General features: G+C 59.1%; 13 protein-coding genes. 12 read left to right on the top strand and 1 reads right to left on the bottom strand.

What is annotated here, in order from left to right; translation table 11 throughout:
• The first annotated feature begins 4 nt into the window (after positions 1-4).
• From BLV07_RS05600 to BLV07_RS05585, 4 genes are all read left to right on the top strand, one after another.
• On the top strand, positions 5-1,054 hold the full coding sequence (locus BLV07_RS05600) for an aldo/keto reductase (RefSeq protein ID WP_091880954.1): 1,050 nt from the start codon (positions 5-7) through the stop codon (positions 1,052-1,054).
• Positions 1,051-1,530: a hypothetical protein gene (locus tag BLV07_RS05595; RefSeq protein WP_091880952.1), complete on the top strand. Its 480-nt coding sequence runs from the start codon at positions 1,051-1,053 to the stop codon at positions 1,528-1,530. The genes BLV07_RS05600 and BLV07_RS05595 overlap by 4 nt, the downstream gene beginning before the upstream one ends.
• An 89-nt stretch (positions 1,531-1,619) precedes the next feature.
• Positions 1,620-2,375, top strand: coding sequence for an N-acyl homoserine lactonase family protein (locus BLV07_RS05590; protein WP_244550971.1), 756 nt, complete (start codon positions 1,620-1,622; stop codon positions 2,373-2,375).
• A gap of 39 nt (positions 2,376-2,414) precedes the next feature.
• A complete protein-coding gene (locus tag BLV07_RS05585; protein WP_091880949.1) occupies positions 2,415-3,395 on the top strand; it encodes an aldo/keto reductase in 981 nt (326 codons plus the stop codon).
• Between the two features lie 171 nt (positions 3,396-3,566).
• Here the strand turns inward: BLV07_RS05585 and BLV07_RS05580 are convergent, their stop codons facing one another.
• Positions 3,567-4,451 (bottom strand): beta-keto acid cleavage family enzyme, encoded by an 885-nt coding sequence (locus tag BLV07_RS05580; protein ID WP_091880947.1) that lies wholly within the window; start codon positions 4,449-4,451, stop codon positions 3,567-3,569.
• 177 nt (positions 4,452-4,628) lie between these two features.
• Here BLV07_RS05580 and BLV07_RS05575 point away from each other — a divergent pair, with 177 nt between their 5' ends.
• The 8 genes from BLV07_RS05575 to BLV07_RS05540 all read left to right on the top strand — a co-directional run bounded on the left by BLV07_RS05575 (position 4,629) and on the right by BLV07_RS05540 (position 15,485).
• Positions 4,629-5,537 (top strand): LysR substrate-binding domain-containing protein, encoded by a 909-nt coding sequence (locus BLV07_RS05575; RefSeq protein WP_091880945.1) that lies wholly within the window; start codon positions 4,629-4,631, stop codon positions 5,535-5,537.
• A gap of 204 nt (positions 5,538-5,741) precedes the next feature.
• Entirely contained in the window at positions 5,742-7,019 is a 1,278-nt protein-coding gene (locus tag BLV07_RS05570; protein WP_091880943.1) for a ribulose-bisphosphate carboxylase large subunit family protein, read from the top strand.
• On the top strand, positions 7,016-8,404 hold the full coding sequence (locus tag BLV07_RS05565; RefSeq protein WP_091880940.1) for a four-carbon acid sugar kinase family protein: 1,389 nt from the start codon (positions 7,016-7,018) through the stop codon (positions 8,402-8,404). The genes BLV07_RS05570 and BLV07_RS05565 overlap by 4 nt, the downstream gene beginning before the upstream one ends.
• Before the next feature lie 111 nt (positions 8,405-8,515).
• Positions 8,516-10,366 carry a TRAP transporter large permease gene (locus BLV07_RS05560; RefSeq protein ID WP_244550984.1) on the top strand — a complete coding sequence of 617 codons (1,851 nt, stop codon included), beginning with the start codon at positions 8,516-8,518 and terminating at the stop codon, positions 10,364-10,366.
• Positions 10,367-10,421: 55 nt separating this feature from the next.
• The gene (locus BLV07_RS05555) at positions 10,422-11,450 is read left to right on the top strand and encodes a TRAP transporter substrate-binding protein (protein ID WP_091880938.1); all 1,029 of its coding nucleotides are present in this window, start codon (positions 10,422-10,424) and stop codon (positions 11,448-11,450) included.
• Positions 11,451-11,476: 26 nt separating this feature from the next.
• The gene (locus BLV07_RS05550) at positions 11,477-12,262 is read left to right on the top strand and encodes an SDR family NAD(P)-dependent oxidoreductase (RefSeq protein WP_176945353.1); all 786 of its coding nucleotides are present in this window, start codon (positions 11,477-11,479) and stop codon (positions 12,260-12,262) included.
• Positions 12,263-12,336: 74 nt separating this feature from the next.
• Positions 12,337-13,752, top strand: a complete 1,416-nt coding sequence (pyk, locus tag BLV07_RS05545; RefSeq protein WP_091880934.1) for a pyruvate kinase — start codon at positions 12,337-12,339, stop codon at positions 13,750-13,752.
• Between the two features lie 299 nt (positions 13,753-14,051).
• Complete coding sequence (locus tag BLV07_RS05540) at positions 14,052-15,485, top strand: FAD-binding oxidoreductase (protein ID WP_091880932.1); 1,434 nt, start codon at positions 14,052-14,054, stop codon at positions 15,483-15,485.
• Positions 15,486-15,525: the final 40 nt, after the last annotated feature.

The following is a 15,525-nucleotide window of genomic DNA, read 5'->3' as shown; positions in this document are numbered from 1 at the left end:
AGCGATGATTCCGCTCGAAAGACGAACTCTCGGCTGCACTAAAGTGTCCGTCACATCCGCGGGGCTCGGGACGGTGCCTCTTTCGGGATTCAATGTCGGAGTGCCCTATTCCGAATTCGAAGCTGTCGTCAAGGGAGCCTTCGATCTCGGGGTCCGCTATTTCGATTGCGCGCCGATGTATGGTCTCGGAAAGGCAGAGCATTTCCTTGGCCGTGCTCTCCGGGACCTCCGCGTTCGCGATCAGGTCGTCGTGAGTACGAAGTGCGGCCGCGTGCTCAAGCCCGCGAGCCGAACACCGAAGCTCGACACGGTGTACGGCATCGAATGGGTTGATCCTTACCCGTTTAGAGACACCTATGACTACACGTACGACGGTGTGATGCGCTCGTTCGAGGATAGTCAGCAGCGTTTGGGCCTAGATTATATCGATGTGCTTCTGGTCCATGACGTCGGGCGCGCATGGCACGGCGATCAAGCAGAATATTACTGGAACCAACTCCGTGAGAGCGGATACCGTGCCCTCGACGTGCTGAAGAGTTCGGGTGCTATCGGTGCGGTAGGGTTGGGGGTAAATGAGACCGAATCCGTCGTTGGAGTCGCGCGCGAATTCCCGATTGACTGCGCTTTGATCGCGGGTCGATATACGCTTCTCAACCATGCACCGCTCGATGGGCATTTTGATGAGCTTCAGTCTCGAAATGTCTCTGTAATTGCGGGCGGCATCTACAATTCGGGCATCTTAGCCGCTGGATCGAAGGCGGTGGCCTCGACCTATGACTACCAGCAGGTCCCCAGCGCTATCCTGGAGCGCGTCCGTTCAGTCGAGAAAGTTTGCGAACGACACGGTGTTGATCTACCGACCGTCGCGACCCAGTTCGTGCAAGCGCATCCCGCCGTCGCCACCGTGGTTCAGGGCGCGAAGTCGACAAGCGAGGTTACCCAGAACGTCCACGCCGTCTCGGCGCGGATACCCGCTGCTCTCTGGCAGGACTTGAGGAACTTCAACCTGATCCCATCGAATGCTCCGGTTCCTGAAGACGGGCGATCCTCGTGAGCGGATTTCTGGGCGCACAGTTCCGTGCCGACGATCCCTTAGAGGGGATTGCAACGGGTTCAGCGGTCGCCGAATACGACATTGTCATCGGGCCGGTCGTCCGCTATCTGCGCGATGTCGTAACTGATCGCTCTGTTCGTCTTCTCGCGAACTTCATCGGGACGTCACATCTGGAGGACGAAAGCAAGCCTGACGCCGGCGATCCGGATCATGTGTACGATGTTCTTGCAGCGGTTCGGGTCCCGCTGCAGCGGCGGCATGAGCATTACCACGTGAAGCAGGCGGCACATCTGCTGCTGCCGCCGCGAGCGGCCCTGGCACTGCATCGGCGCACGAGCGAGACGAGCTTGCTGTCAAAGGCCTGGGGCCATCTGCGGCGGGCGAGCCCGATCGCCAGCGGCGGCTTGATCGACCTGCGGCAGTGTTGTGGCCACCTTAAGCTTGGTGCTGATCCTCTGATTGGAGCCTCCGAATGACGAGATATGCCATCACTGTGCTCGAATACGCAGCGAGCCCCCAGCATCCGATAAGTGGGGTGTTATACGGGCGGCACAACAGTGGAAGCATGAACCTGCCGTTTGCCTATGTGCTCCTGCGCAGCAGCGACACGGTCGCGTTGGTTGACACTGGTTATGATCAGTCGGATTTCGGAGGCGAGATCGCCAATTCGATCGGCGTCACAGGCTGGACCCCACCTTCTCAGGTCCTGGGGGCCGTCGGCATTCGTCCCGAAGATGTGCAGCACGTGTTCCTCACACACGCTCATTTCGACCACATGGGCGGGCTGGACTACTTCCCGAACGCTAAGTTCTACATCCAGAAGCGCGAGATCGAAAGCTGGGTCTGGGCCATGACAAAGGGGCGCCGTTTTCGTTCCCTCCTCGGCGGCATCAATCCTGCCGATATCTTGAAGCTCGTGGATCTCGGACTGAAGAATCGGCTGCTCGTGCTGGACGGTGCGTCGCACGACGTCCTGCCGAATATCGATCTTCTTCCAGCCTTCGACACGCACACGGCAGGTTCGCAGTACGTGGTGGTCCGCAACGGCGGAAGCATCGAGGACCGATGGGTCCTTACCGGAGACGTCGTCTACACATACGAAAACCTGCACGGAGGCGATCGGAATGATCCATGCTTCGTGCCGCCAGGACTTGCGACGGGAAGCCAGACCAATCTAATTCTCACGGCGGAAGAGATGCTCGCCAGCGTCGGCGGCGACATGCTGAGGCTCGTACCCGTCCACGAGGAAAAGCTCAAGGACCACTTCCCGTCTAGGGTGAGTGATCGGGGACTTCGAATCACCGACATCGCGACACTTTGAAACGGCTCAGGGGCTGGCAAGCCAGCGAGGGTATCGCTCATGGATTACATGCGTTTGGGCCGCTCGGGCCTCAAGATCTCGCGGATCGTACTGGGTTGTATGAGCTACGGAGTGGGAGAGCGAGGGAATCATCCTTGGACGCTCGGTGAAAGCGAGAGCCGGCCGTTCATACAGAAGGCCCTCGACTGCGGCATCAATTGCTTCGATACGGCCAACGTTTACTCGGACGGTACGAGCGAGGAGATCGTCGGCAAAATTCTAAAGGAAATTGTGCCGCGAGACGAGATCGTGATCGCTACGAAGGTCTACGGCCGTATGCGGCAGGGGCCAAATGGGGCGGGTCTTTCGCGAAAGGCAATTCTTGCCGAAGCGGAGGCCAGTCTCCGGAGGCTCGGCACCGACTATATCGATCTTTACCAGATCCACTTTTGGGACAACGACACGCCGATCGATGAAACGCTCGAAGCATTGAACGATCTCGTGCGCAGCGGTAAGGTCCGTTACATCGGTGCCAGCAACACTTATGCTTGGCAGTTTGCCAAAGCTCTCTATCGGGCCGACGTGAACTCTTGGGCACGCTTCGTGTCGATGCAATGTCACCTAAATCTCCTCTATCGGGAGGAGGAACGAGAGATGCTGCCGCTCTGTCGCGACGAGGGCGTTGGTGTAATCGCCTTTAGTCCGCTGGCTCGCGGGCGCCTTACCCGCCCCTGGACTGAGAAAAGTGCCCGTTCCGAGACGGACAACGTAACGTCGCAGTTCTATGGACACGCCGAAGCGGCCGACCGGAGTATTGTGGACGTGCTGTCTGACATCGCAACGGAGCGTCGGGTAGCACCAGCGCATATAGCTCTCGCCTGGGTGGCCGGAAAAGATGGCATAACGGCGCCGATCATCGGCGCAACGAAGCCTCAGCACTTGGATGATGCAATCGCAGCCTTAGGTCTAAAGCTGACGTCAGAGGAAATTGCGCGGCTAGAAGAGCGCTATGTGCCTCACAGAGTTGTCGGCTTGAAGTGAAATAAACCGAATCCCACGTCAAGGGAAGCGCTCGGCAGATCAGAAGCAAATACGGAAAAAAGTGCCGGGATCTATGAGATCCCGGCACAGTCAGGGAGAGCCCTCCGAAGAGTGGAGCGAGGCTGGTCGTTCGCTTCGGGTCAGTGGTCAGCGGCTGAAGACAGGACAGCTTCAAGAAATCTCAAGCATCTCCCGGACGTCGTCAGGAGACGCAATTTCGCGGCCGCAGCCCCTTGCGATGACGCATGTCCGACGGACGAGCTCCTCGTTAGTCGGACAGCCGTATTCGATGTAGGGATAGTCCCCGATCCCCGGGGCGATGTTGCCGCCGCGCCTGGCTACGCCTTCGCACATGGACAGCAAGTTGCCGCCAACGATGTTGGCCGTCCAACTGTGGCGAACGTGCTTTGGTAAGAACGGCAAGAATGCGTCCAGCCCTTCGAGCGTGCCGGGATGACCAGTGAGATAGGGACCGTCGGTCATGTTGAGCAAGAAGTAGCCCGGCGTTGCTACAAGCCCCATTTCCATGAACGCTATCGCGCGTCGGACGAACCCGATCGACCAGCAGGTCATCTTCGGCTTTATGCCGGCAGATTTGAGAGAGCGGAAATAGTGCTCCACGGCGGACGTTCGGTTTTCATAGATGCGGTCGGAATGCTCGAACACGAGCTTGTCGCGATCGAACGCGTCGAGGTTGCTGCTTCCGGTATCGATTGGGACAATATCGGGTTTCGTCTCCGGGCTTTTGGCAAGCTCTAGAATGCAGTTGATGCGCGCGTTCGGGTCAGTGTCGTTGGCAAAGAAGCCAAGCGTCGGCAGGATCAGTATGTCGCATTTCTGCCTGACCTTGCGAATGATCTCGGCGTTCTTCTCAGCCGTGTGCAGGGGCGCGCCATCATCAGCTCTGGCGTGAAAATGCAGGATCGACGCGCCGGCCTCGCGACAGCGGGCCGCGGTTTCGGCGATTTCATCCGCCGTCCATGGCACATTCGGGTTTCCATCCCGCATCGCGTATTCGTTCACGCGAGCTTCGACGATCATCTTCTTGTGCGTCATTTTTGATGCCTCATGCCAACGAGCAGGCGGACTTCAAGGCCGTCCGTAGTGGGTTGGGCCAGCCACGATCGAGCGTTGCCCGAGCTTAAGACTCGGGCGCAGAACCCCCAAACGACTTTTAACGCCGACCTTGTGATAAAAGCTCACAGCCGCTAGAATGTCATTTTGAGGGGACGAATGGCGCGTCCAAAGCCTTCGCTCAATGCACTACGCGCTTTCGAAGCAACGGCGCGGTTGCGCAGCATGACTGCGGCTTCGCTCGAGTTATCGGTGACTCATGGGGCGATCAGCCGCCATATTCGATCGCTCGAAGAATTGCTTGGCGTTCCGCTCTTGGTGCGAACGTCCTCCTCGACAGACCCGACCCCTGAGGGGAGTCGCCTGGCTGAAGGCCTCACCGCTGCATTCAATCTTATAGATGGTAGTGTCGAGCAGATATTGCCTGGACCGCTGACAGTTTCATGTTCGGCGACCATCATGATGTATTGGCTAATTCCCCGCCTCGCGGCGTTTCACGAAGCGAATAAGAACATCGATCTTCAGTTCAATATGAACTACGATCAGGTGGATTTCATCCGCGATAAGGTGAGTATCGCGATACGTTCCAGCACCATCGCGCCACCCAAGGATGTTGTCATTAAAGAGCTTGCGCGGGAGTGGATTTCCCCCGTTTGTGCGACTTCCTATGCGAAGGCGAACAGGCTCCAAAAGCCCGGCGACATCGCGAGCTGCCGTCTGTTGGGTACGCGGACGCGTCCGGAGGCCTGGTCGGATTGGCTCGACGAGTTGGGGCTGCGGCAAGATGTCCACATTCAAGAATCCTACGAACACTTCTATTTGCTAATCCAGGCCGCGCTGTGCGGCCTTGGCTTGGCGCTAGTCCCGACGATGTTTGTCCTCGAGGAAATCAACAGTGGAAGGCTGGTCGCTCCATTCGGCAGCATCCCCGGCAAGCGAAGGTTGATGCTTTGGACCGCTCCTCACGTGGCGACCCGTCCTGAAAGTAGGGCGGTTTCCCATTGGCTCACGCGCGAGATGTCCACCACCGCGAAGATGTGTGCAGCCTTGAGCAGTGTGGACGCCTAGTTCAATCCTTCGAAGCCCCGAGCGGTGTCGGATCCGTAGATCGCGCGATGTGAGTTTTTCTCACACCTTGCTTCATCAATATCGTTTGCTGCCGCGGTGTACTCAAGGTCAGATGTGCCCGTCCATCATACGGGTCCTGTAGGCCGTCCGGATGAAAGAGACGAACTTTCGGAAGAAACGCAGCAAACCTCGACAGGGCGTACCATGCGCAGCGATAGTCCGCGATCCGAGTTTACCGCCCGATATCTCGTCGAGACCGGCGATAGCGTGGCGAGGGCAGCGGAAGTCATTGCCGGGGAGCAGTCGAGCGGGACGTTTCTTGCGTTACCCGGGGAAACCGATGAGCTCAAGAAGCGATCGCGAGCCCGGGTGATTAGCGTAACCGAGCTTCCGCCTGTCGATAGCCCGACTCTGCGCAGTTCCTTCTTCGAGAAAAACGATCGTCCAAAAGCGTTTCATCGCGGCGAGATCGAAATCGCATTTCCGATTGACAATGTAGGCTGCAATATCCCGACGCTCTTGGCGACCATTGCGGGCAATCTGTTCGAGCTGGGCGAGACGACGGGCCTCCGGCTCCTCGACATCAAGATGCCCGTCAGCTACGCCGCGGGCTTTCCGGGTCCGAAGTTCGGTGTCGAAGGCACCCGACGTTTGGCCGGAGTGTTTGATCGGCCAATGATTGGCACGATCCTGAAACCCAGCATTGGCATGTCTCCGTCCGAGACCGCCGCGCTCGTCGACAAGATTTGCGAAGCGGGCATAGACTTTCTCAAAGACGACGAGCTGATCGCGGATCCGCCGTATGCGCCCTTTGAGGAGCGCCTGAAGGCAGTGTTGCCGGTCATCGAACGGCATGCCGATCGGTTGGGTCGAAAGCCGATGTACGCAATCAACATCAGTGGCTCGATCGACGACATGCGACGTCGCCACGACCTGGTTCTGGAAGCCGGCGGCACGTGCGTGATGGTGAGTGTGAACTGGTGCGGCTTTTCGGCAATTGAACATCTGCGAACATACACTAATCTACCGATCCACGGTCACCGCAACGGCTGGGGCCTGTTTACACGCCACCCATGGCTCGGCTTCGACTTTGCCGCGTTTCAAAAGCTATGGCGCCTGACCGGTATCGATCATCTGCATGTCAACGGCCTGAGGAGCAAATTCTGGGAGCCGGATGATTCGGTCATTGCTTCGGCCAGGTCTTGTCTGGCGGCCTTTTCAGGCGTCAAGCCGATGATGCCGGTCTTCTCGTCGGGACAATGGGCAGGACAAGCCGGTGACACGTTTGCGCGGCTTGGAGCCATCGATCTGATGCATTTGGCAGGAGGTGGCATCATGGGCCATCCAGGTGGCATTGCTGACGGTGTCATGAGCCTGCGCCAGGCCTGGGAAGCCGCAGTTCAAGGCGTGCCAGTAACAGAATACGCCAAATCCCATCGACCATTGCAGCTCGCTATTTCCAAGTTCGGAGGCGCGTCGTGACGCAAGGTCGATATCGGCTTGCCTTCTACGGCGACGATTTCACAGGATCGACTGACGCCCTTGAGGCCGTGGCCTTCGCCGGGCTACGTGCGGCACTGTTTCTACGTCCCCCGACGCCGGACGTCTTGCAGCATTTCGGCGACCTAGAGGTTGTCGGCCTCGCGGGAGTAAGCCGCGGCATGTCGTCCGCGGAGATGACTGAGCGCCTGCCGGGAGATTTCCGATACCTTGCATCGCTTGGAGCACCAATTGTGCACTACAAGGTGTGCTCAACTTTCGACAGCTCGCCCGAGATCGGCAGCATCGGCCGGGTGATCGAGATCGCGAAGTCCGTGTTCGGTAACGATCCGATCCCGATCGTCGGCGGAACGCCTTCGCTGCAACGATACTGCCTCTTCGGCAATCTATTTGCCCGATCCGGGACGGATGGGAACATCTACAGGATCGACCGTCACCCGATCATGAGCGTTCATCCCGTGACGCCGATGAAGGAAAGCGATCTGGCCGTCCATATCGGGCGGCAGGCAGCACTCAAGTTCGAAAAACTCACGTTGCCCTTCCTTGATCAGGATTATGCGCGGGCCGCCGACCGGTTCGCAGAACTGACGAAATCTGCGCCCGATGCGATATTGCTGGATTCCGCGAATGCGTCGCAACTTACGCAGGTCGGCCGACTGCTCGCCGATCGCGCGGCCGGGAATCGAAGCGCATTTGTAGTCGGCCCGTCGGGTGTGGAATATGCTTTGATGCAATGGTGGCGTGAGGCCGGGATAATTCCTCCGCCGTCTGAAAACTATGGTAACCCGTCCCCGGTTGACCAAGTGCTTGCCGTGTCCGGCAGTGCTTCCTCGCTGACGGCCTTGCAGATCGACGCAGCCGTACGGGCCGGTTTTGCCGAAGTTCCTCTTGATGCAGCCGGCTTGCTTGATCCCGACAAGCATGGCGCCATCGCGACCCAAGTCGTCCAAAGCGCCACTTCTCTTCTGAAGGAAGGGCGTAGCGTCATATTGCATACGGCCCGCGGTCCGGATGATCCGCGGATCGGAAAGATGATCGAGAAGCTCGTCGGCGGCGGAATGTCTCGCGAGCTCGCCAAGCATGAAGGCGGCCGTGATCTCGGCCGCAAGCTCGGACAGCTCGTCAGTGACATCCTCGATGTGGTACCTTTGAAGAGATTGCTGCTGTCGGGCGGCGACACGTCGAGCCAAGTCGCGCAGTTGCTGGACATTGACGCCCTCGAAATTGCGGCCCGCATAAGTCCAGGCGTTCCGCTCTGCAGAGCCAGGGCGACACGCGGCCGGTTGGACGGACTTCAGATAGCGTTCAAAGGCGGTCAACTCGGCGAAGAAAAGTTCTTCGAACACGGGTGGCTAGGCAAAGTCTAACAAAAGCGAAACAGGGAGGACGCCATGAGTGTCCCATCGATGCCCTCGGGCGGCGTGGTTACGCACGATGGTGCGAGCGACGCCATGTCGTGCGCGGCTCTGCCGAAAGTCATGGAGAACTCAAGCAAGAACGTCGCGCTTGCTGCTGCGGACGGCGTCGACCGAGTGATCGGTCGACTGCTCGAGGTGTGCGTCTCCATACTGCTCGCCGCGGAGATCCTGCTGCTGTTTGCCGGAGTTCTGGCGCGCTACATCTTCCTCAAGCCGATCATTTGGTCGGACGAACTCGCGTCCATGCTGTTTCTCTGGCTCGTGATGCTGGGCTCTGCCATCGCGTTGCGACGGGGCGAGCACATGCGGATGACGGCCCTGTTCGCTTTCGTATCGCCGCGGATGCGAGCGCAACTAGACGCAATCGCATTGGCGGCATCGCTCGGACTGGTCGTCCTGCTATTCCCAGCCACGCTCGAGTACGCCATCGAGGAAGCGATCGTCAGGACGCCGGCGATGGACCTCTCCAATGCTTGGCGCGCCACCGCTGCACCCGTTGGCTTCGGGTTGATGGTCATATTTGCGCTGCTTCGGCTCGTTCGCCTCGCTGATACGAAATTGATCTTTTCTTCGCTCGGCACCGTCGCGTTCATTGTGGGCCTGTTTTGGTTGCTCCAGCCGCTATTTGGGCCGCTTGGCAACATCAATCTTTTCATCTTCTTCGTCGTGGTGGTGGCGTGCGCTGTATTCACTGGCGTGCCGATCGCCTTTTCGTTCGGTCTGGCGACGTTCGGCTATCTCATGCTCACTACGAGGACGCCGCCGCTTATCATCGTGGGCCGCATTGATGAGGGCGTCAGCCACCTGATCCTGCTTTCGGTTCCTCTGTTTGTATTCCTCGGCCAGCTCATCGAAATGACAGGCATGGCGCGGGCCATGGTTTCTTTCCTTGCCAGCCTGTTGGGTCATGTGCGTGGTGGACTATTGTACGTCCTCGTCGGAGCGATGTACCTCGTATCCGGCATCTCGGGATCGAAAGCCGCGGACATGGCGGCAGTTGCGCCTGTTCTTTTCCCCGAGATGAAGCGCCGCGGCGCCAAGGAGGGAGACCTCGTCGCGTTGCTCGCGGCAACAGGCGCCCAGACCGAGACAATTCCCCCCAGCATCGTCCTCATCACGATCGGGTCGGTTACGGGTGTCTCGATCGCGGCCTTGTTCACCGGAGGCCTGCTACCTGGCGTCATCCTGGCGATCACGCTCTGTTGCGTCATCGCGTGGAGGTACCGCAACGAGGACCGCAGCCTCGCCCGTCGTGCCTCCGCCAAGGAGATCGGCAAGACATTTTTGGTCGCCGTGCCGGCAATCGCATTGCCATTCGTCATTCGCTCTGCCGTCATCGAAGGCGTGGCGACCGCGACCGAGGTGTCCACGATCGGCATATTCTATGCGATCGTCGTCGGAGCTCTGTTCTACAGGCAATTCGACTGGCGGCGTATCAAGCCTATGCTGGTCGAGACCGCCAGCTTGTCCGGCGCAATTCTGTTCATCATCGGCACCGCGACGTCGATGGCATGGAGTTTGACGCAATCGGGATTCTCGCGCTCGCTCGCCGTGGCGATGAAGCAGCTGCCAGGCGGGTCAATGAGTTTCATGGCGGTGTCCATCGTGGCCTTCGTCGTACTGGGCAGTGTGCTCGAGGGCATTCCCGCGATCGTTCTCTTCGGGCCGCTGCTTTTCCCGATCGCTCAAGCGCTCGGAATCGATCTCGTGCACTATTCGATGGTCGTCATATTGGCGATGGGCGTCGGGTTGTTCGCACCGCCATTCGGCGTTGGCTACTACGCAGCTTGCGCGATCAGCAGGGTAAGCCCGGACGCTGGAATGAGACCCATCGTGGGTTACATGGCGGCCCTGTTGATCGGGCTCGCGATCGTGGCGCTGGTCCCGTGGATATCGACGGGATTCCTGTAAGGGCTGATGCCCAGACGCATAAGAGTACAAACCACGTAGAGAATGGAGGGAAGCGATGAAACGGACTTTCAATCGCAGGACGTTTCTTCAGGGGACCACGGCAGCAGCTCTGGCCACTAGCGTTGGATACCCTGTTAAAAGTGCTCGGGCGGCCGCGGAGTTCCGGCTTCGCTGGGGTTTCAATCTCGCCGAGTCTCATCCGATTACGGCGCGCGCCAGAGAGGCGGCTGAACGCGTATTGACGGAAACGAAGGGACGGGTGGAAATCAACGTGTTTCCCAACAACCAGCTCGGCGGCGACACCGACATGCTGTCGCAACTGCGCGCCGGCGGGCTCGATCTGTTCCTCAATTCCGGGATCAATGTTCTCTCGACGATCGTCCCGTCGGCATCGATTTACGGATTGGGCTTTATCTTCCCCGACTATGATGCCGTCTGGAAGGCGATGGATGGAGAGCTCGGTGATGCGTTGCGGCTTGCTATCGGAAAAGCGAATCTCGTACCCGTAGGCAAGATGTGGGATAACGGATTCCGCAACATCACCACAAGCACGAAGCAGATCAACACCCCCGCCGATCTGAAGGGCGTCAAGATCCGCGTGCCGGTCGGCGCGCTCTGGACGTCGATGTTCCAGGCCTTTGGTGCCGCACCGACAACGATCAACTACAGCGAACTGTATTCCGCGCTGCAGACCAAGATCGTCGACGGTCAGGAAAATTCGTTGGCGAATATCTTCACCGCGAATCTGTTCGAAGTGCAGAAATACTGCGCTTTGACCGGCCACATGTGGGACGCCTTCTTCTGCGTCGCAAATAAGCGGAACTGGGAAGCTATTCCCGAGGATCTCCGCAAGATCATCGCTACTGCAATCAATGATGCCGCGATGGCTGAGAGAAAGGATATGGCAACGCTCGCGACATCCCTACGGGGAGATCTGTCCAAGAAGGGCCTCATATTCAACGAGCCGGACGTCGCAGCCTTCCGGGAAGCGCTTCGCGCTGCCGGGTTCTACAAAGAATGGCGTGCAAAGTACGGCGAGGAACTGTGGACAACGCTTGAGCGGACCACCGGAAAGTTAACCTGAGACGACGAAGCGGGAGTTAGATTGATATGAGATTGAACAAGAAGGTGGCGCTCGTCACCGGTGGCGCGCGCGGTATCGGCCTCGCGATCTCCAAGGCGTTGGCGCGAGAAGGGGCTCGCATTGTCATCGCGGACCTCAACGTGGATGGCGCGAAAACATCGGCGTTGATGCTCGAAAACGCAAGTCGCGAGCATCTCGGCTTGAAGGTGGATGTAGCGAACCAGGAGTCTGTGACCGAGTTGTTGGATGAAATCGTCCAGCAGTGCGGCGGATTGGACATTCTGATCAACAATGCCGGCATCGGTGGCAATACACCCTTCCTCGATATCAAGCTCGAGGATTGGGAACGAATGATCTCGATCAATTTGACCGGTGCATTCATTGTAGCGCAGGCGGTTGCGCGCCAGATGGTAAATCAGGGCCGCGGCGGAAAGATCATCAACATTGCTTCGCTTTCGGGACAGCGCGGTGGAAACGGACGAGGCGCATATGGCGCCGCCAAAGCCGGGCTGGAATTGCTCACGAAGGTTATGGCGGTCGAGCTCGCGCAGCACCGGATCAATGTCAACAACATTGCTCCAGGAGCGATCGAAACCGAGATGGCCAAGACGGCACACGACCCGGCGACGCGGAAAGCCTATGAATATCTCATCCCAATGAGCCGCTATGGGCTTCCGGAGGAAATTGCCGATGCCGCGGTTTTCCTGTCGTCGGACGAGAGCCGATACGTTCACGGCCACACATTGAACGTCGACGGAGGGTTCCGCGAGGCCGGCTTGATGTTCGGACCTGACAAGACGCCTCCGCGATAGCCGGAGATTGAGACACCTTGGGGAACCGCTTCGTCCGGGAGCGGTCCTGATTTGCCGATGGAGAGATTACTGACGTGCGCCGAAACCGCCGAGCAAAGATCGTAGCAACCGTTGGACCGGCATGCTGCGAACCAGAGATGCTTCGAAAGTTGTTCGAGGCTGGAGTCGATACGTTTCGTCTCAACTTCAGCCACGGTGCGAAGCAGGACCATGCCAAGGTTCACGCCGCGATCCGAGCTCTGGAGATCGAGATGGGCAGGCCGATCGGTATTCTGCTCGACCTCCAGGGACCCAAGATTCGGATCGGTACGTTGCGCGAGGGGAGCCTGACGCTGCTGGCGGGCGAGACCGTTCGGTTCGTTCAGGAAGGCACCGAAGGTGATCGGGATGCAATCCCATTGCCGCATCCGGAGGTGTTTGCGGCGGCAGCGCCGGGGCACGATCTCTTGATCGACGATGGACGGCTGCGAGTTCGCGTCAAATCGCTCGACCGCGAGAGCCTTGAAGCCGAGGTGATCATCGGCGGAAAGCTCTCCAACCACAAAGGAGTTAACCTGCCGGGGACGATCCTCGATCTGTCGCCACTTACTCCGAAAGACCGTGGAGATCTCGATTTCGGTCTTCGACTGGGCGTCGATTGGGTGGCGCTATCGTTCGTGCAGCGGCCGGGAGATCTCATTGAGGCGAGGGGACTGATCGGGGATCGGGCAGCCCTCGTCGCGAAGATCGAGAAGCCGGCGGCGCTCGATCGAATTGATGACATCATAAATCTGTCCGACGCGGTCATGGTGGCGCGAGGCGATCTTGGCGTCGAGATTCCTCATCAAGACGTTCCTGGCCGACAAAAGGAATTGGTACGGGCCTGTCGATTGGCAGTAAAGCCGGTAATCGTGGCCACGCAGATGCTCGATTCCATGGTCGCTTCGCCGACTCCGACCCGCGCGGAGGCATCGGATGTAGCGACGGCCATCTACGATGGAGCCGACGCGGTAATGCTGTCCGCGGAGTCTGCCGTAGGCCGCTACCCGCGTGAAGCAGTGGAGATGATGGACAGCATCATCCGCAGCACAGAACGTCACAATATGTATCGTTCTATCCTCGATGCTTTGCGCCCGGAGGAGGAGCAGACGGCCCCTCACGCGGTGGCCGCGGCGGCTGCGGGATTAGCATCTGCGATCCATGCCTCTGCGATCGTCGTCTACACATCTGGAGGCACGACCGCAGCTCGCATTGCCCGTCGCCGTCCGGATGTGCCTGTTCTTGCAGTGACTCCAAGTATGAACACTGCGCGCCGGCTTTGTTTGCTCTGGGGTGCGCACAGTGTGTCGTCAACCGACGTGAACGACTACGAGGAGATGGTGTCTCGGGCCGTCTCTACCGCGGTCGGCGAGCAGTTCGCTAAACGCATGGACACGGTAGTGATCGTCGCTGGAATCCCATTCGCGCAGGCCGGTACCACGAACAACATCCGCGTCATGACGGTGCCTTGAGCGTCTCTAAGCTTAACTCACATCGCCCTTACAACTGGTCGTTGGAAATTATGCACTCTCATCGCGCTTAGTGGCGGCTTCTACGTTTCGCACTAAGAGGCATGCCAAGGAAAAGCAGTTGGAAGCTGGCGCGCTGCGGGTCAATTGGATGCGTGGTCGCTCGCATCCGACCAGCGCATTTACTCGCTCTCATGGCGGGTGGTCGGGGAAACGAAGGATGCTACCTAACCTGAAAAGCGCGGATCTGGTCTGGCTGGTGGCACAAGGCCCATTCTGCCGGGCGGAGTGAAGGAAGAGCCATGCCGATTGCATTCCCAATACCTGACGAGGCCGTGCTCGGCCGCCGCGGCGAAATTCTGACCGGCCTTGGCCAACTCGTTGCCCCGGAGGCGCTCATCGTCTCCGAAGACGAACGCCGCGCCTTCGAGACCGACGCCCTTACTGCCTATCGGCGCATGCCGCTCGCGGTCGTGCTTCCGTCGACCACCTCGGAAGTGTCGGCCGTCCTGAAGTTCTGTGCGCAAAATCAGGTGAAGGTTGTTCCGCGGGGCGCCGGAACGTCGCTCGCGGGCGGGGCGATTCCGCAGGAGGATGCGATCGTTCTCGGCGTATCGAAGATGAACCGGATCTTGGATGTCAATTTCGGGAACCGGACCGCCCGAGTGCAGGCGGGCGTTACCAACCTTGCGGTGAGCCAGGCAGTTGCGCATGAAGGCTTTTTCTATGCGCCCGACCCGTCGAGCCAGCTCGCCTGCACCATCGCCGGCAACATCGGGATGAATTCGGGCGGGGCGCATTGCCTGAAATACGGCGTGACCACGAACAACATCCTTGGCGTGACACTTGTCTTGCTCGACGGAACGATAGTTGAGATCGGCGGAGAGCACCTCGACAGCCCAGGCTACGACCTCCTCGGTCTTATCGTTGGATCGGAAGGCCAGCTCGGCGTCGTTACCGAAGCGGTCGTGCGGATTCGTCGTGCCGCGGAGGGCGCCAAGCCCGTCCTATTCGGCTTCGATACGAGCGAGGAAGCGGGGGCCTGTGTCGCGGCAATCATGGGTGCAGGCATCGTCCCGGTGGCCATTGAGTTCATGGATAAACAGACGATCGAGATCGTGGAGGGATTTGCCAAGGCGGGTTACCCGCTCGACGTCGGCGCTCTTCTGATTATCGAGGTGGAGGGCTCCGACCGTGAGATGGAAGCCATGCTCGCGCGGATCGTCGGAATCGCGCGGAAGCACAATGTCCGTCACATCAAGGAGAGCCACTCCGCAGCGGAAGCCGCGGCAATTTGGAAAGGACGCAAGTCCGCTTTCGGAGCAACAGGGCGTGTTGCCGACTACATCTGCATGGACGGTACAGTGCCGCTTGGTCAGCTGTCGAACGTCTTGAAACGCACAGGCGAGATTGTCGCGTCCTACGGCCTGCGCGTCGCAAATGTATTTCATGCGGGCGACGGCAACATGCATCCGCTGATTCTTTATGATGTTAACGATCCGGCCGAGCAGGCGAAGGCGGAAGCCGCTGGCGAAGACATCCTGAAATACTGCGTGGAAGTGGGCGGCTGCCTGACCGGCGAACACGGGGTCGGGATCGAGAAACGCGATTTGATGCGCTTCCAGTTCGAAGAACGCGATCTGTGGCAGCAGATGCGCGTGCGAGCTGTCTTCGATCCTGCATGGTTGCTCAATCCCGCAAAAGTGTTCCCGCTCGACAACCGGTTAACCGCGTAGCTACGCGTGCGACACCGGCATCGGGAGGGAGTTGTGTCCA

The sequence above is a fragment of the Bradyrhizobium sp. Rc2d genome (assembly GCF_900099855.1).
Classification (GTDB): Bacteria; Pseudomonadota; Alphaproteobacteria; order Rhizobiales; family Xanthobacteraceae; genus Bradyrhizobium.
The sequence above is the reverse complement of the archived record's forward strand: the minus strand, read 5'-3'. Positions and strand labels throughout refer to the sequence as shown.

Coding starts and splice junctions, on each gene's coding strand:
- BLV07_RS05540 (WP_091880932.1), top strand. CDS start 14,052: ATGCCGATTGCATTCCCAATACCTGACGAGGCCGTGCTCGGCCGCCGC.
- BLV07_RS05570 (WP_091880943.1), top strand. CDS start 5,742: ATGCGCAGCGATAGTCCGCGATCCGAGTTTACCGCCCGATATCTCGTC.
- BLV07_RS05600 (WP_091880954.1), top strand. CDS start 5: ATGATTCCGCTCGAAAGACGAACTCTCGGCTGCACTAAAGTGTCCGTC.
- BLV07_RS05580 (WP_091880947.1), bottom strand. CDS start 4,451: ATGACGCACAAGAAGATGATCGTCGAAGCTCGCGTGAACGAATACGCG.
- BLV07_RS05560 (WP_244550984.1), top strand. CDS start 8,516: ATGGAGAACTCAAGCAAGAACGTCGCGCTTGCTGCTGCGGACGGCGTC.
- BLV07_RS05555 (WP_091880938.1), top strand. CDS start 10,422: ATGAAACGGACTTTCAATCGCAGGACGTTTCTTCAGGGGACCACGGCA.
- BLV07_RS05585 (WP_091880949.1), top strand. CDS start 2,415: ATGGATTACATGCGTTTGGGCCGCTCGGGCCTCAAGATCTCGCGGATC.
- BLV07_RS05575 (WP_091880945.1), top strand. CDS start 4,629: ATGGCGCGTCCAAAGCCTTCGCTCAATGCACTACGCGCTTTCGAAGCA.
- BLV07_RS05550 (WP_176945353.1), top strand. CDS start 11,477: ATGAGATTGAACAAGAAGGTGGCGCTCGTCACCGGTGGCGCGCGCGGT.
- BLV07_RS05590 (WP_244550971.1), top strand. CDS start 1,620: ATGAACCTGCCGTTTGCCTATGTGCTCCTGCGCAGCAGCGACACGGTC.